The 21,456-nt window shown below is 46.7% G+C and carries 15 protein-coding genes; 3 read left to right on the forward strand and 12 right to left on the reverse strand.

Annotated elements, in window-relative coordinates:
- Window positions 1-28: 28 nt before the first annotated feature.
- The 8 genes from KF839_RS01870 to KF839_RS01905 all read right to left on the reverse strand — a co-directional run bounded on the left by KF839_RS01870 (window position 29) and on the right by KF839_RS01905 (window position 14,980).
- The gene (locus KF839_RS01870; protein ID WP_292916122.1) at window positions 29-1,972 is read right to left on the reverse strand and encodes a GGDEF domain-containing response regulator; all 1,944 of its coding nucleotides are present in this window, start codon (window positions 1,970-1,972) and stop codon (window positions 29-31) included.
- A complete protein-coding gene (locus KF839_RS01875) occupies window positions 1,959-4,079 on the reverse strand; it encodes an EAL domain-containing protein (protein ID WP_292916123.1) in 2,121 nt (706 codons plus the stop codon). Before KF839_RS01875 ends, KF839_RS01870 begins: the two co-directional genes overlap by 14 nt.
- Window positions 4,076-6,838: a response regulator gene (locus KF839_RS01880; RefSeq protein WP_292916124.1), complete on the reverse strand. Its 2,763-nt coding sequence runs from the start codon at window positions 6,836-6,838 to the stop codon at window positions 4,076-4,078. Before KF839_RS01880 ends, KF839_RS01875 begins: the two co-directional genes overlap by 4 nt.
- Entirely contained in the window at window positions 6,838-7,344 is a 507-nt protein-coding gene (locus KF839_RS01885) for a YfiR family protein (RefSeq protein WP_292916125.1), read from the reverse strand. Before KF839_RS01885 ends, KF839_RS01880 begins: the two co-directional genes overlap by 1 nt.
- Before the next feature lie 161 nt (window positions 7,345-7,505).
- Window positions 7,506-9,530, reverse strand: coding sequence for a TonB-dependent receptor plug domain-containing protein (locus KF839_RS01890; protein ID WP_292916126.1), 2,025 nt, complete (start codon window positions 9,528-9,530; stop codon window positions 7,506-7,508).
- A gap of 6 nt (window positions 9,531-9,536) precedes the next feature.
- On the reverse strand, window positions 9,537-11,402 hold the full coding sequence (locus KF839_RS01895) for a TonB-dependent receptor plug domain-containing protein (protein ID WP_292916127.1): 1,866 nt from the start codon (window positions 11,400-11,402) through the stop codon (window positions 9,537-9,539).
- A gap of 485 nt (window positions 11,403-11,887) precedes the next feature.
- A complete protein-coding gene (locus tag KF839_RS01900; protein WP_292916128.1) occupies window positions 11,888-13,738 on the reverse strand; it encodes an ABC transporter ATP-binding protein in 1,851 nt (616 codons plus the stop codon).
- Window positions 13,739-13,744: 6 nt separating this feature from the next.
- A complete protein-coding gene (locus KF839_RS01905) occupies window positions 13,745-14,980 on the reverse strand; it encodes a TraB/GumN family protein (protein WP_292916129.1) in 1,236 nt (411 codons plus the stop codon).
- A gap of 490 nt (window positions 14,981-15,470) precedes the next feature.
- Here KF839_RS01905 and KF839_RS01910 point away from each other — a divergent pair, with 490 nt between their 5' ends.
- Window positions 15,471-15,962: a hypothetical protein gene (locus tag KF839_RS01910; protein WP_292916130.1), complete on the forward strand. Its 492-nt coding sequence runs from the start codon at window positions 15,471-15,473 to the stop codon at window positions 15,960-15,962.
- Between the two features lie 34 nt (window positions 15,963-15,996).
- Here KF839_RS01910 and KF839_RS01915 read toward each other — a convergent pair whose 3' ends face one another.
- Genes KF839_RS01915 through KF839_RS01930 form a run of 4 tightly spaced genes read right to left on the reverse strand, consistent with a single transcriptional unit; the run spans window position 15,997 to window position 20,159 of the window.
- The gene (locus tag KF839_RS01915; protein ID WP_292916131.1) at window positions 15,997-17,697 is read right to left on the reverse strand and encodes a hydrogenase maturation protein; all 1,701 of its coding nucleotides are present in this window, start codon (window positions 17,695-17,697) and stop codon (window positions 15,997-15,999) included.
- A 9-nt stretch (window positions 17,698-17,706) separates the two neighbouring features.
- Entirely contained in the window at window positions 17,707-18,765 is a 1,059-nt protein-coding gene (hypE, locus tag KF839_RS01920) for a hydrogenase expression/formation protein HypE (RefSeq protein WP_292916132.1), read from the reverse strand.
- A complete protein-coding gene (gene hypD, locus KF839_RS01925) occupies window positions 18,765-19,913 on the reverse strand; it encodes a hydrogenase formation protein HypD (protein WP_292916133.1) in 1,149 nt (382 codons plus the stop codon). The genes hypE and hypD overlap by 1 nt, the downstream gene beginning before the upstream one ends.
- A gap of 6 nt (window positions 19,914-19,919) precedes the next feature.
- Window positions 19,920-20,159 (reverse strand): HypC/HybG/HupF family hydrogenase formation chaperone, encoded by a 240-nt coding sequence (locus KF839_RS01930; protein ID WP_292916134.1) that lies wholly within the window; start codon window positions 20,157-20,159, stop codon window positions 19,920-19,922.
- A gap of 74 nt (window positions 20,160-20,233) precedes the next feature.
- Here KF839_RS01930 and KF839_RS01935 point away from each other — a divergent pair, with 74 nt between their 5' ends.
- Together KF839_RS01935 and KF839_RS01940 are read left to right on the forward strand one after the other, a co-directional pair.
- Window positions 20,234-20,809 (forward strand): L,D-transpeptidase, encoded by a 576-nt coding sequence (locus KF839_RS01935; protein WP_292916135.1) that lies wholly within the window; start codon window positions 20,234-20,236, stop codon window positions 20,807-20,809.
- 275 nt (window positions 20,810-21,084) lie between these two features.
- A complete protein-coding gene (locus KF839_RS01940; RefSeq protein ID WP_292916136.1) occupies window positions 21,085-21,375 on the forward strand; it encodes an Lpp/OprI family alanine-zipper lipoprotein in 291 nt (96 codons plus the stop codon).
- Window positions 21,376-21,456 lie beyond the last annotated feature (81 nt).

Genomic DNA, 21,456 nt, shown 5'->3' on the forward strand with positions numbered 1-21,456 from the left:
CCGCTTTAATCAAGCGATTCGATTGTGACTAGGATGTTGTCGGTGGTTTGTTGTTGGTTGCAGGGGCTGCTATGAGCTTGTTGTTCAACGATAGAAAAACTCTGTTTCTTCCAGAATTCTTGGCTGCATAAAGCGCTTTGTCGGCAGCGTTGACCAGGTGATCTTCACTGTGCATACCCGATTCTTTTAAAGCGACACCGATGCTGACCGAGATTTGGATGATAAAATTTTCAACCGTGATTTGTTGATTCTGAATATGCTGACGAAGCCTTTCGGCGAATAAGACAGCGGATTTTGCATCGGTATTTCCAGGTTGGCACACCACTAGAAATTCTTCCCCGCCTAAACGGCAAAAAGTATCGCCTTTACGGGCAATTTTCCGGATGATTGCCGATACGGCTACTAGTACTTTATCACCGATGGCGTGGCCATAGTTGTCATTGATGCTTTTAAAATGATCAATGTCGATCAATAGAATGGCCATCAATTGCCCGGTCCGGTTAGCGATGCTCCATGTCTCCGCCAGAGTTTCCATGCCGGAACGCCGGTTTGGCAATTCTGTCAACATATCCGTCAATGCGTAGTGTTCCAATCTTCGATTGGTGACGGCTAACTCAGCGGCAAATCGCTTGAGTTGCTCGCGATCGCGCTCCCAAGATTCTTGCAGCTGCCGATAATGCCAGGCCGCCCGTAATCTGGCGCGAAATGCCCGAATGTTGATCGGTTTGGTTACATAATCGTCAACGCCCGCGTCAAACGCTTTAATGACTTCGTCTTCGTCTTCAACACTGGTCAGCATAATAATGTATAAGTTCTGACCCCATTCGGTGGCGCGCAACGCTTTTGTTAATTCAAGGCCATTCATAACCGGCATCAGCCAATCGGTAATGACAATATGAGGCAGAGTTTCCATCGATAATGAGAGCGCCTGCTGACCATTGGTCGCTGAAAAAACGGTATGGCCTAGAACATTGGCTAGTAATTCTTTGACAAGAATGTGATTAGACGGATCATCCTCTACCAAGAGCACGCGCAGGGATGCGGCATTCGATGCCTTATCCGTACGTGGTGCGCAAGCGTTCATCATTTTATGGAATGGTAGTGGCAATTCCATTGTCGGCAGCTTCAGTATCGTTCTCCAAGCATGCCATTCCTTCATGATCAGATCGACAAAAGTGCCGAATGATTCGGTATCAAGACCAATTTTCCCACCGAATAGCATGAGCTCCGGAATGTATTTGTTGCGCTCCGCTTCTTCAACCAATCCAAAATCGGCGATCCGTTTGGCCAGATTCAATAAATGTACAATTTGATAGGGACGGGAGCCTTCGGAAAATTCTGATTCAGCAGGATTTTCATGATAGTAGACGGGTTCGACAAAAATCGTTGGGAAACCGAAATTGATCAGCATGGCTGCAGTAATCTGGTTGTGATCCGTTTGCAGTTGTTGTTGTTCCAGTTGCACGATCGATGGTTCAAGGGGATATTGTTTTAATAGTTCGGTATATTGCTCGGGGTAAATAGTGGCTAATGCCAGACAGCCGATCCGCGCCATCAGACCGCAAGCAAATAATTCATCCGGTGCGGATATGCGGGTTATTTTGCCCAATTCTTGCATAGTGATCGCCATCAATAGCGAATGCGACCAAAATTCTTGATAATCGAATCCTTTGCATGGGCCGCCTTGAAATTGATCGACCAATGAAAACCCCATCGCCAATTGTTTGACGACGTTTAAACCCACATGAGGAATGGCCTCAATGACGGAGGAAATGGCGCGGGTGCGCAGGTTAGTGGCGTTCGCTTTTTGAATCAGGCGGCCCGATAGTACCGGGTCTGTTTGTATCAACTTGGCAATTTCAGCTATCGTGACATCTTCCTTCCGGCATGCCTCGGTTAGGGCTAGCGCCACACCCTTGGGGCTTGGCAGTAGTGTGCTGATTTTCAGCTGGTTGATGTCAGCGATCTTCATGGGTTATTCCATTGGGTTTCATTGGCTGGATCGACCACCGCTTGTCATTGGCAGTCAGGATCTCATTTTCACTGATCGGCTTGCTGAAATAAAAACCCTGCAGGGTTTCGCAACCAAAGTATTTTAAAACTTGCGCTTGGCCCAATGTTTCAATTCCCTCGGCAGTTACTGTAAAACCAAGATTCTTGGATAAAGAAATAATAGCCCGCACGATAGCAAGATTGTCGTTGTCATCCAGCAGGCCACGGATAAAACTTTGATCGACTTTGAGACTGGTGATAGGCAAACGCTTTAGGTAATTCATGGAAGAATACCCTGTGCCGAAATCATCCAACGCGATTTGGATATGGTGGTTTCGTAGTGCATGGAGCGTATTCAATGTATTTTCATTATGTTCCATTAGCGCGCCTTCGGTAATTTCGAGTACTAATTTTTCCGGCGGAAAGTTTGTTTCCGTCAAGATGTCCAGTACTGATCGTACCAATCCGGGATTCTTGATTTGCATGGGCGACAGGTTGACAGCAACTTGGAGGCAATGCCCCTGCTGATGCCAACGCGCAGCATCATTGCAGGCTGTTCGAAGCACCCACTCGCCAATAGGGATGATCAAGCTGTTTTCTTCAGCTAACGGAATAAAATCGAGTGGGGAAATCAGTCCTTTTTTCGGGTGATTCCAGCGAATCAACGCTTCAACCGATTGGAAACTTTCTTCCGCAACATCGAATTGTGGTTGATATACCAGGAAAAATTCGTTTTTCTGTAATGCATCACGCAGATCGTTTTCCAGATGCATGCGTTTTTCGGCCTGTAACGTTAAATCAATATTGTAGAACTGGCAATTATCACGGCCTTCATTTTTGGCATGATACATTGCAGTATCGGCGTGTTTCAGCAGGGTTTCGGCATTGTCGCCATCATCCGGATACAGGGCGATACCAATACTCGCGGTTAGAACAACATCGCGGCTTTCGAGATGAAAGGGGCGGCGCATCGCTTCACGGATTCGATGCGCCAGTATTAATGCATCTTCCGTGCGATGAAGATTCGGAATGACTACTGTAAATTCATCACCGCCAAGCCGCGCCAATTTTACTTCCGAGTGTTTCGAGTTGTTTCGTGATATGAAATCGGATGGGCGCGTGCTGCTTTGTAATCGTTCGGCGGTCCATTGCAGGACGGTGTCTCCCGTGGTGTGCCCCATGGTGTCGTTGATGCTTTTAAATCCGTCCAAATCCAGAAAAAGCACCGCCAGCTTATTGCCGGTGTACTTGGCACGCTTAATTTCTCCTTCAAGGCGTTCCATAAAGGATTGGCGGTTGGGTAACCCGGTCAGATTGTCAAAATAAGCGAGATGAAAGATCTTGCTTTCGGAGTCTTTACGTTCGGTGATATCGCGAACCAAGCAAAGCGTTTCTTTGGTATCAATGACTACCACGCGATTTTCATAATATCTGGTTTTGTTGTCGGATAACTTAAGCGGATATTCGAAAGGCTCTATTGTGCCATGATGGCGGGCTCGGTCAGCCGCTTCCAAATAAAGTTTGGTAACGTCTTCCGGTAGCCATTGGTTCAATGTGTTTTTCTCGCCGACCTTGAGCCATGGTGTGCTATTGGAATGACTGCAGATATCGATCACTTCATCTTTTTCGTTCAAGATGAACATGGTATCGGGGATCGCGCTGAAAATCGCTTTGTTGCGTGCATTTGCGGCTTTGAGTGCGAGCATGTTCAGATAACCGCGCCTCAAATAGAGAATTCGATAAGCAATCAGGTTCCAGTTGATGGGTTTGGCAATAAAATCCGTTGCGCCGGCTTCAAACGCGCGATCAATTGACTGCATGTCGTCCATTCCTGTTACCATCATAATCGGTAATTCGTTTCCGATTTTGGTCCGTAAATACGAACATACCTGATAACCGTCCATGCCGGGCATTTCGACATCCAACATCACCATATCCATTGGTGCTGCTTCAAACAGCTTTATAGCCTCTTCGCCATCACAAGCTAATGTTACTTGGAATCCTGCTTTCGCCAAGGCGGCATGCATCAATATCCTGACCGTGGCATCATCATCGGCCAGTAAAATTCTAAAGGATTCTATTGTCACGATTGATTGAGTATCTGATTAATTTCGGCTGTAACGCTCTGATATTGCTGTTTCATATTGTCTAGAAGCGTCTTGGCATGCGCAAGCTCTCCGGCTCGGGCATCCGCTTCCATTTGCTTGAAGATCGCAGATAGATCGTCAGCGCCGATATTGCCCGAACTGGATTTTAAAGCATGTGCGGATTGGCGAAGGCTCTCGACGTCATTGTCGGCAATGGCTTGTTCCAACTGACGGATATTACATTCCGCCGATTCCAGGAAAGCTTGCAGAATCTTATGCAATAAGCTATCTCCACCTGATGGGTCGAGCTCGCGAATCTGATCAAGGCGTGTAAAATTAAGTGTTGACATAGCGCTAATCTCATCCTGTTTTTCAATTGATCTGGTTTCTAACGTATTCGTCGTATCCAGTTTTTCTTGAGGCAACCAAGTGGTGATTTTTTGTTGTAATTGCTCGATAGAATAAGGTTTTGAAAGAAAATCATTCATTCCAGCATTAATACAGAGCGTTCTGTCATCTTCAGTGGCATTGGCGGTTAATGCAATAATGGGGATGTCGCAAAATTGCTTTCTGATCAGCGAGGTTGCCTCCAATCCATCCATGACTGGCATTTGGCAATCCATGAGTATAATATCGTACTTATTTTTGCTAATAAGATCAATAGCTTCTTTTCCATCATTAGCGATGGTTGCGGTCATGCCAAGTTTTGCTAACATCGCTTTGGCGACTTCCTGATTAACCGGATTATCTTCCGCTACAAGCACATGTCCGTTGATGCTTGATGTGATCGGCGACGAGGTGATTTTTACAGCGGCTGATTTTTCAGTGGATTTGTCCAGATTGCGGTTCATGACATCCCGAATGATTTCGAATAATTCTCTTTGCCGGATTGGCTTGTTGACACAACGTAAAATACCTAAGCTTTCTCTTTCAAGCTGAGTTGCATCGCTATGGGTTGAAGTGAGCATCATCATCCGGGTTTTGCAAAATAGGGGGTGCGAATGAATTTCTTTTGCCAGCTCCAATCCATCCATTTTTGGCATGTGCATATCCAGGATCATTAATTGGAAAGGATCATTTTTATCCATTGCCTCGGCCAACAAATGTAAGGCTTGATCGGCATCCTCGGCGCAAGCGGTGGTGATATGCCAGTTCTGTAATTGAATTTTGAGAATTTCCCGATTTGTTTGATTGTCATCAACGATCAACACCTTAAGACCAAGAAAATCGGTCATATTCGAAGGCGTTGCGTGCATTAGCTTCGATTTTTCTAACCGTAAGTGGATCCAGAATTTGGAGCCTTGGCCAAGGGAGCTTTCGACTTGTATGCTGCCGCCCATCAATTCCAGCAAACGTTTGCAGATCGTTAAGCCAAGCCCGGTCCCGCCAAATTGGCGCGTGGTGGAACCGTCCGCTTGAGAAAAATGTTGGAAGATCTTTTCGTGGTGTTCGGGAGGTATGCCAATTCCCGTGTCTTCTACACAAATGCTGATATTTGCCAGAGATTCGGATTCTTCAATCAACTTTGTTCGAACGACGACTTCACCCTTGGAGGTGAATTTGATGGCGTTATTGACAAGATTAGCAATTACTTGACGCAACCGGAAAGAATCGCCACGTACCATGAAAGTCATGTTCGGCGGTATAAATTGTGCGGCCAATTCCAGGCCTTTTTTATCGGCAGGTTGCGCGAACATCGCGAGTGTATCTTCGATCATTTGAACCAGATCGAAATCGATGATTTCCAATTCCATGTGATCGGATTCGATCTTGGAGAAATCGAGAATATCGTTGATGATCCCTAACAGGTGCTGACCCGAACTTTGCACGGTTTCCGCAAAGCGATGCTGATCCTTGTCCAACAGTGTGCCTAATAATAGTTCGGTCATGCCCAGAATGCCGTTCATCGGGGTGCGGATTTCATGGCTCATAGTCGCTAGAAACTCGCTCTTCGCTTTGCTTGCAGCCTCTGCCGATTCTTTTGCGAGTACGAGTTCTTCCGTTCTTCTCGCGACTTCATCTTCAAGATGATCGAGATGCAGCTCAAGTTGCGCATCGCGTTCTTGAATCATTCCCAGCATATTGTTGAACCCGTTCGATAAGGTGTTCAATTCTACGATAGTACCGGGCTGCAAACGTGTGGTGTAATCCGCTTTAGTAGTAACTTGCTCCATGACACTGGAAAGCTCGTTGAGGGGATCCAATACGGAGCGGTTTAAGCGTTGGAGCATCAGATTGGCAATGAATAATGCGATAACAGCCGCTGCGATAGTGATGACGACGTACCAGAGAATTTGCCAGTAAAGCGGGGACAGCGCTATTTCCAGATAGAGACTACCTAACAATTGATCGCTGAAATAAATAGGTTGCGTAATCGTTAAGTGACTGATACTGGTTACGAAGCTTTCGTCCAACGACATCAGAGTTTCGGGAAGTGGTTTATTCTCAATCGAATATTGTACGAATTGGTTTTTTTCAATGTTGTAAATGGCCGCAGCTTCAATTTCGGGGGTGTTGTTGAGCGAATGCAATAATGTTTTGGCGGTGTTGGTATCCTGGAACATCAACGTTGCCACTGCATTCTCGGCTAGCAGTTTTGCGGTGGATCGGCTGGTTTCCAGCAATGACATATAGCTGATGAAGAAGCTACTGACGATAACCAGAGTTGCAACCAGCAGCATGGCGGTGCCTTGCGTGGCGTAGCTAATCTGTTGCAATTTGGCACGCAAAGTTATCGCAGCAATTGTTGGATGCTCCATTATTGGTATACCTCGCTGGCAAAACGTAGTAGTTGAGAACTGAGATTCAGGCCATTTCTTCTCGCCATTGCGATATTGGCTTCGAAAATAACCTTACGGTCTTTTACGGTCATATTTAATATCACCCCTTGCCGACCAACTCCAGGGCTATCTGCAATGGTTAGTATCGGCATTCCTTGCAATTGTTTAATGACGTCTTCAATGTCACTTATGATGGACTGAGTGATAAAAACCATATGACAATCAGGTAAGTCCGTCATGCTTTTCGTGTGTTTTATCAATATACCATGTTCATTGATTTTTTTTTCTTGCAAGTGCTGCACGTATTGTCCAAATGGATTTTCACCATAAATACATAAAGTTAGTCCGTTATCCGGTGGATTCGGCCATGTTGTGTAAGCGGCAAAATTGTATAGAAATGCTACTTTCAATCGATATTCCGAAGCTTGTTCTTCGGCATATGCGAAAGATAGATAACTGATCATCCAGCAGAAAATAGCAAACATCGATAAGCAGTAGGCCCGCAGCCGTTTTCTGAGGCCCTGATCATTTCCGGAAGCAATCCATTTTTGTTTTTTGCGGATCGGATAGCTACCGATTGCACCAGAGTGTGCAGTCCGATAGTTAAGGCGATTATTTTTTCGGAAAAATATCATGTCGCCTGGGCCTAGAAACGGTAATCCAATCGGAAGCGCACAGTACGCCCCGGTTGCCAGAAAGTATTCTGCCAATTGCTATCCGCTGCCGGGTGCAAATAGTTTTCATTAAACAGGTTATAGACGCTTAATGATGCTTCCAGCCCTTTTATTTGCGGTATATTGGTGACCAAATTCAGATTGGATAACACGTAGCTATCGGTTTTGGAGCCATCGAGTGTCTTGCGCCTGCCATAATATTGCAGCTCATAACCAGCTCGTAATCCGGTAATCAGGGGAATAGGGATAGAGATATTTAATTTGCCTAAATGGTATGGTGAATTGACTAAATGCGAATTGTGCTGTTCAGCGTCCTGGAGTCCATAACTCGCACGTAGCCGACCTCCCCAGTTCCAGGTTTTATCCAGTGATAATTCCGTGCCGCGTGCTAATACGCGTTTCGAGGAATGCTGAAACTGGGAAAGGCCGCTGATGGGATCAATGCCGGATGTAATCAAGTGGTGCATGTCCCATTGATAGAGGGTTGCGCGAAGATTCAAATTCGGTTCCGGAAGATAATCTGCTATCAGCTCAGCAGTATCCGCCATTTCGCTGTGAAGTTCGGGATTAGCAATCCGGTAAGTGCCATCGCTATAGTTTCGTTCATAGGAATTGGGAGCGCGATGCGATCGACCATATTGCGCTTTCAATGTCACTTTCGGCGTTGCTTGCCAAACTAGCGCGCCTCGAGGGCTAAACCGATTGCCAATCCATTTGTTATGATCAAAACGTATCCCTCCGGTTACCGATAGCGTATCCGTAATTTGCCATTCATCTTGGATATATACGCCTATGCGCAGAAGTGAATTGCTGACCGCAATATTCTGATCAGGGTTATCAAAATTCTGAAAGGTTTGCTTGATACTGGTGTTATTCTGGTACTCCGCACCAAGCATTAATTTATGATCGGGAATAGCGGTTGACAGCAAGCGTAATTCGGTGCCGTGCCAATCGCTGGGCCCTGTTGAAAGCGTTCTTTCGCCACCGTAAACCATCGGATTGTCATAGCGATATTGACCATAAAAGAACCGACCCAACACATTCAATGTGTCATTGGCAAAGTTGTCCTGGTATTGAATCTGAGCATTGAGGCGCCGATCTCGCTGAAATTGCCCTGGTACGAGCGGATCGGATTGATAGGCGCCGGTCGGATCCTCTTTTTTCCGATTACCGTAGATGAAATCAAACGAGAGAGGGCCGTACGAACCACGGGCAAACATTTGTTTGACGTTTTCTCCGTCCATGTGCCGTGTAATGCCTGAAATACCGGAATCTCCAAACTCGAAGAATCGGTCTGCACCACGGGATTGAAGACCGGAGAAGGAGATTAATGCATCAGCGCCATTATCGAATTGCTTACCGAAGGTCACACGTTCTTGCGGCATGATTTCCGCTGTCTGGTACGAAGCTGAAAGCTCTGCGCCTTTGATATCCGCTCCTTTGCGCGTAATTACGTTAACAATGCCAAGCATCGCATTGAGACCATAAGCGGTGCTGCCGGACCAAGGGATAAATTCGATTCGCTCAATTAAGTCAATATCAAGCGGGAAATCACGCCCCGTAGGACCCTGGTCATAAGTTGCATCGTTGATACGATTACCGTTTATCGTAATTAAAATCCGGCTGTTGAAGTCGCCCGGTTGACTAAAACCGCGTGTGCCAAGATAGTCGTATTGATAGTCATAGGTGGTGTAAATGCCCGGAAGACTGGCAAGCGCTTCGTTGAGTGTCCTCCAACCGTAAGTGCGAATATCCTTGCGTGTGATAATGCTGATTGCAGCCGCTACTTGTTGCTGTTTTTGTTCGTATTTGGATGCGCCTACAATACGTATATTCATTAATTCTTCGAGACTCATTTGTTCTAAATTCTTGCCTGCGGAAGCGGGTATCGTATGAACAAAAAGCAAATAAAACAGCAATGATCGATAGCAATTATCAAAATTGATAATTGTTTTTTGTATTCGTTGGATGCAATACCAGGAAAATGCTGTATCCATAAGTACTTAAAATCGATAATCCAACCTAAACCGCACCGTTCGATCAGGTTGCCAGAAGGCGTTTTGCCAATTAATCGTGGCAGCCGGGTGCAGATAATTTTCGTTAAACAAGTTATAGATGCTTAGGGATGCCTCCAGTCCTTTTACCTGCGGGACTGGAGTGATCAAGTTAAGGTTCGAAAGGACATAGTTATCGGTATTGGTGCCGTCCAGCGTTTTGCGTTTGCCGTAGTATTGCAGTTCATAACCGGCCCGCGACCCGGTAATTAGCGGGATCGGTACGGAAAAATTGAGTTTGCCGAGATAATAAGGCGAATTGGGGAGATGAGAATTTTGTTGCTCAACACTTTGGAAGCCGAAACTGCCACGCAGCCGCGCACCCCAATCCCAGGTTTTATCCAGCGACAGTTCCGTGCCTCTGGCTGATACTTTCCGGGAATTTTGCTGGTATTGGGAAAGCCCGCTCAGAGGATCAATGCCGAGAGCAATGAGGTGATACATATCCCAAGCGTAAACGCTTGCGCGCAGATTCATAGACGGCTGCGCCAGATAATCCGCCACCAGTTCGGCCGTGTCGATGAATTCGCTGTGCAATTCTGGGCTGGCGACCTGAAAAGCGCCATCGTTGTAATCGCGTTCATAAGAATTCGGCGAGCGATGTGCGCGGCCATATAATGCTTTGAAGGTTGTTTTGGGTGTGGCCTGCCAGATTAATGCAGCACGCGGACTTAACCGGTTGCCAATCCAGCGGTTGTGGTCGAAGCGAAGCCCTACAGTAGCGGACAGCGTATCGGTGATGCGCCACTCGTCTTGAAGATATACACCGATGCGCATGACGGAGCTTTTTATGAATAAATTATCTTCAGGGGAGCTGAAATTCTGAAAAGTTTGTTTGATGCTGGTGTTGTTTTGATACTCGAACCCCGCCATTAGCTTGTGATTGTCAAGAGCCGTTGACAGTAAACGAAACTCAAGGCCGTGCCAGTCGCTGGGACCTGTTGAAAATGTTCTTTCGCCATCGTAAACCATCGGATTGTCATAGCGGTACTGACCATAAAAGAACCGGCCCAACACATTCAATGTGTCATTGGCAAAGTTGTCCTGGTATTGAATCTGGGTGTTGAGACGTCGATCCCGCTGAAATTGTCCTGGTACGAGCGGATCGGATTGATAAGTGCCTGTCGGGTCCTCTTTTTTTCGATTGCCGTAGATGAAATCAAACGAGAAAGGTCCGTGTGAAGCACGAGCAAACATTTGCTTCACATTTTCGCCGTCCATGTGATGCGCCACGCCGGCTATCCCGGTATCGCAAAACTCAAAGAATCGATTCGCGCCGCGGGCTTGCACGCCGGAAAATGAAATCAATGCATCGGTACCGTTATCAAATTTTTTTCCGAACGTTACGCGTTCTTGCGGCATGATTTCTGTTGTTTGGTAGGAAGCCGAGATTTCGGCGCCGTTTACGTCGGAGCCTTTGCGGGTGATGATATTGACAACACCGAGCATGGCATTTTGTCCGTAAACCGCACTGCCGGGACCTGGGATAAATTCGATGCGTTCGATCAGATCAATGTCAAGCGGAAAATCGCGCCCTGTGGGACCTTGATCGTAAGTGGCATCGTTGATGCGATTGCCATTAATCATGATCAGTACGCGAGTATTGAAATCCCCCGGTAAACCGAAACCGCGTGTGCCTAAGTATTCATATTGATAATCGTAAGTGGAATGAATTCCTGGAAGGCTGGCGAGCGCTTCATTCAGCGTGCGCCAGCCGTAGGTGCGAATATCCTTGCGCGTGATGACGCTTACGGCAGCAGCTACTTGCTGCTGTTTTTGCTCATATTTTGAAGCACCAACGATACTGACGTTCATCAACTGCTCCAAACTTAACTGTTCTAGATTTTTAGTTGCATAAGCAGGTGGTGTTTGAATTGAGAACAAGCCGAATGACAAAAATAGCAAGATTATTCTGACATGCAGATCCAGAATCGATGAATCAGGCTTTTCCAAAGTTAACACGCTTACTGATTAAGCTAGAAATTGTGAATTTTTAATTAAAACACGACGATCAATTGGTTTATTCGGAAAGAAATGGGGTTTTTATTGTGTTTATATTAAAAATGAAGCCACTTCAGAGGGGTTCTAAAGTAGTTTATTTCTTACGTGCGGTAATATTGGAATTGTGGATTGTGAATTATTTGTAAACTTGGTGGCGGGTAACATAGCCGGTCGAACGCATTCCATCGCCTATAAATTTTAAGGTCGAAACTATGTCTTTGATGTGCGCAATGACTTCTAGCGAAAGATCAAGTATTTCTCAAAATGTGCCGGTAAAATTGGTTACCCTGCAATGAGGATTACTGGTTTTCAAGTAACCCTAAAAATCCGCCGGATTGGTGATTCCATAGTTGCGCGTAGAGTTGATTATTGGCGATGAGTTTCGCGTGGCTGCCTTGTTCGACGATGCGGCCTTTGTCGAATACGATCAATCGATCCATTGCAGCGATGGTTGAAAGACGGTGCGCGATAGCGATGACGGTTTTTCCTTCCATCAGTTGGTATAAGTTTTGTTGAATACTGGCTTCGACTTCGGAATCGAGCGCCGAAGTCGCTTCATCCAACACCAAGATCGGGGCGTTTTTCAGCAACACCCGCGCGATTGCGATACGTTGGCGTTGCCCGCCGGAGAGGGTGACACCGCGTTCGCCGGCATGCGCATCGTAGCCGGTGCGGCCTTTGATGTCCCGTAATGTGAGGATGAATTCATGCGCATGCGCTTGTTTTGCGGCAGCAATCATTTGCTCCTCGGTTGCATCAGGTCTGCCGAACAGTATATTGTCGCGAATCGAGCGATGCAGCAGCGAGGTGTCTTGCGTTACCATGGCGATATTGGCGCGCAGACTGTCTTGCGTGACGCGGCGGATATCTTGTCCGTCAATGGTAATGCTGCCTTGCTGCGGGTCATAAAACCGCAACAGTAAGCTGACAAGTGTCGATTTACCGGCACCTGAACGGCCGACAATGCCGACTTTCTCGCCGGCGGCGATATGCAAATTGAGATTCTCAAAAATATGCAGCGATTCGCGATATTCCGAATGATAGGAAAACGATACCTGGTGAAACTCGATAGCGCCGTGTTGTACGGTTATTTCCTGAGCATCGGCTGCATCAGTGACGAGCTGGGGGTTGGAAATGGTATTGATGCCATCTTGCACGGTTCCCATGTTTTCAAACAACATGTTGACTTCCCACATGATCCAATGCGACATGCCGGTCAAACGAATGGCCAGGCTCATGACAATCGCAATGGCGCCCGGGCCGATATTGCCTTGCATCCATATTGCAAGCCCTAGCGCGCCGGTCGCAAATACCATCAGCATATTGATAGTCCATACTGAGAAATTCAGGCCCGTCGCCAGGCGCATTTGCGGATACACAGTCGCCATGAATTCTTCCATGCCAGCGCGGACATAGGCCGATTCCCGCTGATTACGGGAAAACAGTTTCAGCGTCAGGATATTGGTGTAACTATCAACGATACGGCCGGTCATCAGTGCGCGTGCGTCGGCTTGGAGTGTCGAGATGCGTTTCAAGCGAGGTACAAAATACGTCAGAATGGCGATATATAAAAATAACCAAACCAGTAAGGGCGTGCATAACCAGGGATCGGCATTGACGATCAAGAGCATTGTCGTAGTCAGATAGATCAAGACAAACAGCATGACATCAAGCAGTTTCAGCACTGTCTCGCGTACCGCCAGTGCAGTTTGCATGACTTTGGTGGCAATCCGTCCGCTGAATTCATGCTGGAAAAAAGCATAACTTTGGCTAAGCAGGTAACGATGCGACAGCCAGCGGATGCGCATTGGAAAATTACCCATCAGCGTTTGATTAATCGCCAGCGCGTGCAGCGATACCAGCAATGGAATCCAGATCAAAATGAAAATCGACATACCCAGTAGGGTGGGCCATTCACTTTCAAAGAAAGATTCGATTTTTTTCTCCGCCAGCCAATCGACCATTTGACCGACGACGCTATAAAGCATGGCTTCGCTGATCGCCAATAAAGTGGTTAAGACTGCCAGCACTACCAGATGCAGTTCTATGCCGCGGATGTAGTGGCGGCAAAACTGATAGAGTCCTCGAGGCGGTTCTGTCGGATGCTCCGGCGGGTAGGGGTTGATCAGGCGTTCAAAAAAGCCGAACATCGTTAATTAACCAGTGCTCAATTGTTCGAATATTCTAAATCCGGCGACATAAGTACCGATCGCGGAACCTAGCGTGGAAAGAATAAAAATCAATAGAATGCGGGTTACGCGATTGCGCCACCAGCCTTTTAGAGTAGTTGTATCCGACCGGAGTTGATTGAAGTCGCCAACTTGCGGTTTGCGCAAATAGGTTTCGACGGCGGCTACGACCATGCCGGCCCCGATGGTCGGATTTAACGATGTGAGCGGTGCCGCCAGGAAAGCGGTCAGAATGGATAGCGGGTGCGCAAAAGCGATTGCCGCGCCTATTGCTGACAGCCCGCCGTTAATCAAAACCCAGTCAAGTACCATGGCTGTTCCCAGTTCCGGACTGCGCATAAAACCGATTGCGAATCCTGTGAGAATCAATGCAACGATCAACCATGGAATCAACTTCAACCAGCGCGATGAAGGCGGGATCCTGTCGAGTTGCGCGATTCGTTCATCCGGGGCGGCAATTTGCTGTGTTTCAAGTTGGCGTGCCATGCCGTTTAAATGCCCGGCGCCGACGATCGCCAGAATGTGACGGTAGTTATTTTCTTGGCTTTCTTTGATGAGGCGGGCGGACATGTATTCATCCCGTTCACTGATGAGCGGTAGGAACAAGTCCTTCTCATTTTCGGCAAATTGCGAGAAAGAACTTTCCAGCACATCGCCTTCTTTCATTTTTTCGATTTCCGCTTCGCTGAATTTTTCTTTACTGATGACGCTGGCAATGAGGCCGGCGAATAAATTCATACGTCTCCACCAGGGAATATTACGGTAAATTCGTTTCATGGTTGTGCCAATTTCGCGATCGATCAGCAGTACCGGTAATTTGGCCGCTTGTGCATCTTTGATCGCAACGCGCATTTCGGCACCCGGTTCAATACCGAATTGCTCCGCCATACGTTGTTGAAATGCGCCCAAAGCAAGACTGGCTGCTACCATGCTGGCCTGACCTTTTTTGATAACCTGGAATAAATCCATTTTTGCCATGGCGTCCGGATTGACGATGGCTCTGTGACGGCTGGGACATAGTTCGACTGCGACCGCGTCATATTGTCCGGTAGCGATCAGTTCCTGAACTTTGTCGGCGCTTGCTTTTGAAACATGCGCGGTACCCAGTAAAGTAATTTTGCATTCATTGATTTGAATTGTTTTGATCGGTTCGGTCTGATTTGCTTGCGGGTCAACCAAGAGTGCTGCATCTGCTGTTGTCATTATTTTTTAAGTTAAGTTGATAATTAGAGAATCGACATTTCCATACTGTGATGGGGAAAGGAAATATTGTGGAAAAATTTTTCTCGTAGCCGGCAAAATATTTTACGGAATACTGTATTGCACCGTGTCCGAATAAAGCCCGTCAGATTATAAATTTGTATCCCTATTCCAGGTTGTCAATTATTCGTTTGCTTATTTAAGAGTACCAATAAACGCCATAAGCGATATTTTATATATCTTTGGAAGTTTAAAATGCTGAAATGCGGGTTTTTAAGCTAAAATCTATGTGAGCGAGTCACTTTGTTGCATAGTTAGGATTAGCGCTTCATTCATCTGATTAATATTTTTAATCGCTGTGTTCCGTGCTCCGTGCATTTCGCGCTTCATGATGTTCGTCAAATTAATCAGCATTTCCCAAGACTGCTTCTGGGAGTACAATATATTTTTGTAGGCTTATGCCATATCACATCAGTTTTTTGGAGTTTTTCGCATGGAATTTGATGGTGGTTTGAATAAAACTAAAATGGAAGCGGTTGTTATGTATAACCTCGTTGCTTTGTTAGTATTTGTTATCGTAATTCTATTGTCGAGTTGCGCTACTTCACCGGAGAGCCGCTCTGTATCCTATGTTTCGCCATCACAATTCCAAACTTACAGTTGTGAAGAATTGCTAAATGAAATCGAGCGAATTCAAAACAGAGTGAGTGAGTTGATTGGTAAGCCGGGTGCTACCATACCTGCAAAAGACAAATGGATTTTGGGGGCGGATTTATCACTATCGTGGGCTGCATTGTTTGCACTGGGTGGTACTGAAGAGCAAGAAGCGGAGTATCTTCAGTTGAAAAGTGAATACGACGCGATACAACAGTGGGCGGTTATTAAGCAATGCCCCGGTGTGATTCCTCCCGCAGAAAGACCACCGGAATTTGATCCCGATATGGTAGAGGCAGTTAAGCCTGCAGCCGTTGCTGGCCAGCGGTGAAATATTTGAGTGTGCGAGTGGCAAAGCAGAGCTGTCAATGGCTGCGATGCCGGGCAAGATAGCGAGGTGTCCAGCCATAAGGGATCTTATGCACAAAGTGATAACGTGCCACATGATAGCTGGGGTCAAAGCCATAGAAGTTTAGCTGCATCCGTTGGAGTTCTTCATCCCGGTAGCATTGCAACGGTTTCAGGCGTTCTTCCCATAGACGTCGCTGGATCTTTCGTTGCAAATGGGAGGTGAAATCCTGGCTGGTTGCGAGTGTTTCAGCAATAGCTGCGATTTTTGTTCTGAAATCTTCGGGACTCAAAGCAAAACAATCATCGATCAATCCTATGTCCCGCGCTTCCTGAGCGCCAATCGGTAACCGGTTTTGTGTGAGTGTTTGTACACGAACGGTATCAACCTTGCGCGGCAATAGATAAGTCCAATATTCCGAGCCGTACAAGTTGCCCATGCTTTTATAATGCGGATTCAGAATGACGCTGGTGTTGGCGTAAATATAGTCAGCGGCCAGCGATAGGAATACGCCGCCAGCGCCGGCATTGCCTTGTAATGCAGCGATTGTTAATTGCCGGTCGGTGGTAATGATGGCGTGTACCAAATCGTTCATGGCATTGATGTTGCGCCAGGATTCATCGGCGGGGCTATCGGCGCACTCGATATGATTCAGGTGGATGCCATTGCTCCAAAAATCCGGCCCCCCCATTAGCACTATCACGCGGATATCGCTTGAAATCGCCTTCAAATAGGCATCCCGCAGTTGTTCGCATTGTCCGGAATCCATAGCGCCGTTGTAGAAAGCAAAATGCAGGTAGCCGACCTGGTGTTTTTTTTCAAACCAGATCTCCTGATAGGTATCAGTGGTTGCTCCTGAATTGGGATCTATCGATATTTCCGGAATATCGGTTAAGTGGTTTTTCAATGCGCGGGTGGCGGCCAGTTTAAAAGTTGATTCATTATCGCTACGCCGTTTTACATGGCCAATCCAAATTGCGCCATCAATTGTTGCGCGGCAAATGGCATTATTCCGCTTGGCAACGATAGCTCCAGGTTTTCCGCTGAGATATTTTTCAGAATGAGCATCAAAAAGATAACAGGGCTCTTCGAAGAGCCAGTCCAGGACGCCGGGAAATCCATCGGCAGCATGAATTTTTCTCAAAATGGTGAACGTGTTGTCCCGTTGCCAATCAATGCAACGGTCGACTTGCCGCATTGGCGTGTGTAAACGACCCTGAACATCCGGTCGTGTGTAATCCAGCGGCATGGGGTGGTATGTTTCTGATTTTAAACGTGAGATTGCTGTTAAGACGGCACGCGTTGCTGTTTCAACGACTTCATGACGGTATAGGCTGCTTTTTTTGCTAAACCGCATGGGGAAAACTTCGGTGGCCCAGATATCTCCGGCATCCATTTCCGCATTAGCTTGCAAGATGGTGACGCCCCATTGCGGCAAACCTTGCATGATCGCCCAATCGAGTGCAGAAGGACCCCGGTCGCCAACAATTCCAGGGTGAACGATGAAGCAAGTGCGGGTACGCCAGATCTTTTCCGGGATACGGCGTTTCAGATAGGGTGCAATGATTAAATCGGGTTGAAACAGTTCAACAGCTTCGCATGTAACAGCATCGTTGATATCAAATTCAATGGATAAGTCGTATCCGCAACGTTTCAATTCGACAAAGAGGCGTTGTGTCAGGCAGTTAAAGCTATGTGTCAGAATTAAAATTTTCAAGGTGGTTGACTAGCAGATGCGAGGCAATTGTTCACCGCTTAACCAGTCAATTACCCGATTGCCACCCAATTGAGTTTGCATTTGCACGAAGCAATGCGCGTCATCAATGACGTCACCGATAATTGCCGCATTCTGGCCAAGCGGGTGATTTTGCATGATGCGCAATAAGTTTTCGGCATCTTTCGCCGGACAGATTGCTATAAGCTTGCCTTCATTGGCGATATACAGCGGATCGAGTCCTAGGAATTCGCATGCGGCCTGAACTTGTTCACGAATGGGGAGATTATTTTCATAGAGCATCATTCCCACTGAGGATTGCTGGGCAATTTCGTTCAAGGTTGAAGCTAAACCGCCTCTCGTAGGGTCGCGTAATACCCGGATGGTGGGAACGGTGGCTATCATGGCAGCGACCAGATCATGCAAAGCGGCCGTATCCGATATGATGCTGGTTTGGAACGATAAGTTTTCCCGGGATGCCATGACGGCAATTCCGTGATCGCCAAGCGTGCCGGATACCAAAATTTTGTCGCCGGGACGTGCTTTTTCCGCGGAAATATGAATGCCTTCCGGTACCATCCCGATTCCGGTTGTGGTGATGAATACCCCGTCACCGCTACCTTTTTCCACAACTTTGGTATCGCCGGTTACGATCGGCACGCCTGCGGTTTGCGCGGTTGTTGCCATGGAATCGACAATTCGTTGCAGATCGGCCAGCGGCAAGCCTTCTTCCAGGATAAAGCTGGCAGCCAGGTAACATGGCTTGGCGCCTGCCATCGCAATATCATTGATGGTACCGTTGACTGCCAGGCTACCGATGTCACCGCCGGGGAAAAATAGCGGCGTCACAACATGACTGTCCGTTGACATGACCATGCGTCCATTAGAACTCGGGAAACAGGCTTGATCGTTCATGGAATGCAGAAATTCGTTATCAAACGCGTTGACGAACAGTTGCTGAATCAGTTGCGCCATTGCCCGGCCACCACCGCCATGCGCCATTTCAATGTGGCCCTGCTTAAAGTCGAGTTTTCGCGTGTATCCGGGTTTGACTTTACTTTTGTTGAGCATTACTTGTCTTGTGGCGAGATGTGGTCTTTTTCACGGAAACGGCCATAGCTGTAGTGTGCGGCGCATGCGCCCTCCGATGATACCATGCAAGAACCGATCGGATTCTCCGGTGTGCAGACCGTGCCAAAAATTTTGCAGTCTTGCGGGCGCTTGACGCCGCGTAAAATGGCACCGCATTCGCAGGCTTTGTTGTCGGCAATCGATAATACCGGAATTTGGAAACGTTGCTCGGCATCGAAATCGGCATAACCCGCTTTGATTTTTAGCGCGCTATAAGGCACCAATCCGAGGCCACGCCATTCAAAAGTGCGCCGTAGTTCAAAAACATCGGATACCAGCATTTGTGCCTTGATATTCCCTGCGGGTAATACCGCCCGGGTGAATTCATTTTCGACTTCGGATCGGTTCGTGTTGATTTGACGAATCAGCATCAAAATGGCTTGCATGACATCCAATGGTTCAAAACCAGCGATTACAACCGGTTTTTGGAATTCTTCAGCAAAGTAGGCGTATGGCTGGCTGCCGATCACGACGGAGACATGCGCCGGCCCGATAAAGCCATCCAGTGAAACCAAACCGAGCTCGCGGACTTCGGGAGATTGCAAAATATGGGATATGGCGGATGGTGTGAGAACATGATTGCAAAATACGCTAAAATTTTTTAAACCGAGTGCATGTGCTTGTTTGATTGCAACTGCAGTTGGCGGCGTGGTGGTTTCAAAGCCAAGGGCAAAAAATACGACTTGGTGTTGCGGATTATCTTGCGCGATCGATATTGCATCGGAGACGGAATAAACCATCCGGATATCCGCACCCTGTGCTTTTGCTTTTAATAAGCTCGTGCCACTGGGGGTCGGTACCCGCAGCAGGTCGCCATAGCTGCACAGTATCAGCCCGGGTATTTGTGTCAATTGAATGGCATTTTCGACACGGCCGGCAGGTAAAATGCATACCGGACAACCTGGTCCATGAATCATGTGAACGTTGCTCGGGAGCAGATCCACGATACCGAAACGGGAAATGGCGTGAGTATGTCCGCCACAGAATTCCATTAGCTGGTAGCGGCGCGTCGGATTTACTTCAAGCTTAATATTGGCGGCGATTGTTTTCGCAATAGCGCCATCGCGAAATTCATTGATGTATTTCATAATGAATTATTGAGTTGCGTCATCGTTATTTAGTACCGCTATTTCAGCAAACATCGCCAATGTGTGCTGCGCTTCTATCGGATCAAGCTTCTGTAGCGCAAATCCAACATGTACCACAACATAATCACCTGGAACGACATGATCAACCAGTTCCAGAGAAATTTCCTTACGGATGCCACTAATATTGACGATCGCACGATTATCAGCGATTAATTGTTCAATATAAGCAGGAATAGCAAGGCACATAGGCGTTTTATGGAAGTTTACGGATGTTGAAATTATGACATAATTAACTATCCTAATTCTCGGTGACCTATAAAGTGAAAAAGCAAAATTATCTTGTTAATTTTCTGATGATTTTTTTGTTTGGTTTATTTGGATGGATGGCGATGAGCCATTCCGCCCGGGCCGACAATGGGGTGTGGATTGATGTTGATACTACGGAACATACTTTGTCCGTGATGCAAGGTGATACTGTTCAAGCTGTATTCAAGAATGTGGCGATTGGGCGATATGGTACCACTTGGTCTAAGATGACAATGGATGATAAAACTCCGTTGGGACAATTTAAGATCGGCTGGGTAAATGAGAAAAGCCGCTATTATCGTTTTTATGGTTTGAACTATCCGAATCTTGAGACCGCGAAACGCGCTTATGATGAAAACAGAATCGACGAAGAAACCTGGTTATCGATTTGGAAGGCGAAAATCAGAGGTAAGTCACCACCGCAGAATACGCCACTGGGCGGGTATATCGGTATACATGGAATCGGTAGAGGCGATCGGGAGGTGCATGATCAGTATAACTGGACGAATGGCTGTATAGCATTGACCAACGAGCAGCTGGACCAGCTTGGGAGATGGATCAAACCAGGCATTATGGTGAATATTCGTTAGTTGTCACTTAGCTGAAGATTGCATCGACTTGATGTCTGTTGTTAATTGCTTGAATAACAAATGTATATAATTGCCATTATTTATCATCTGCTTGAGACAAGTTGTGTTGTGTTTATGTCTAGCGATTGGTAAATTTGTCACAGAATCCATTTATTTTGCGGAAGAAATCAGATAAGATTCTACTGCGTTGCTAATATTTCTAAGTTAGTATTGGTGACAATAAAGTTGTGGATGTTTGTGCGTATTGAATAAAATAAACAACTGAGGAGATCGGAATGAGAGAAAAAATCCAACATCCAGTTCGTAAGTTAACGCTAGCAGTAGTTGCGGGAGCTTTTATTGGATTAACGGGGTGCGCAACTACAGCGCAACTTGAAGAATTGCAAAACAAAGTAAATGCCGACATCGCTGCGGTGAAAGCTGACGCTGCCGCTGCAAGACAAGCTGCAGATGCGGCTAATTCGAGAGCAAATGAAGCGGTTCGTATTGCAGAAGATGCTAACAGACGTTCAATGGATACAGCTGAGAAAATTGATCGTATGTTTAAGAAAGCAATGCATAAATAAGCTTTCTTACCGGAAAATCAAAAAAAACCCCTCTTCTGAGGGGTTTTTTTTGTAGAGTAGAAATTGAAGAGAATCAAGGGT

The organism is Nitrosomonas sp., assembly GCF_019635155.1.
In the GTDB taxonomy this organism is placed as follows: domain Bacteria; phylum Pseudomonadota; class Gammaproteobacteria; order Burkholderiales; family Nitrosomonadaceae; genus Nitrosomonas.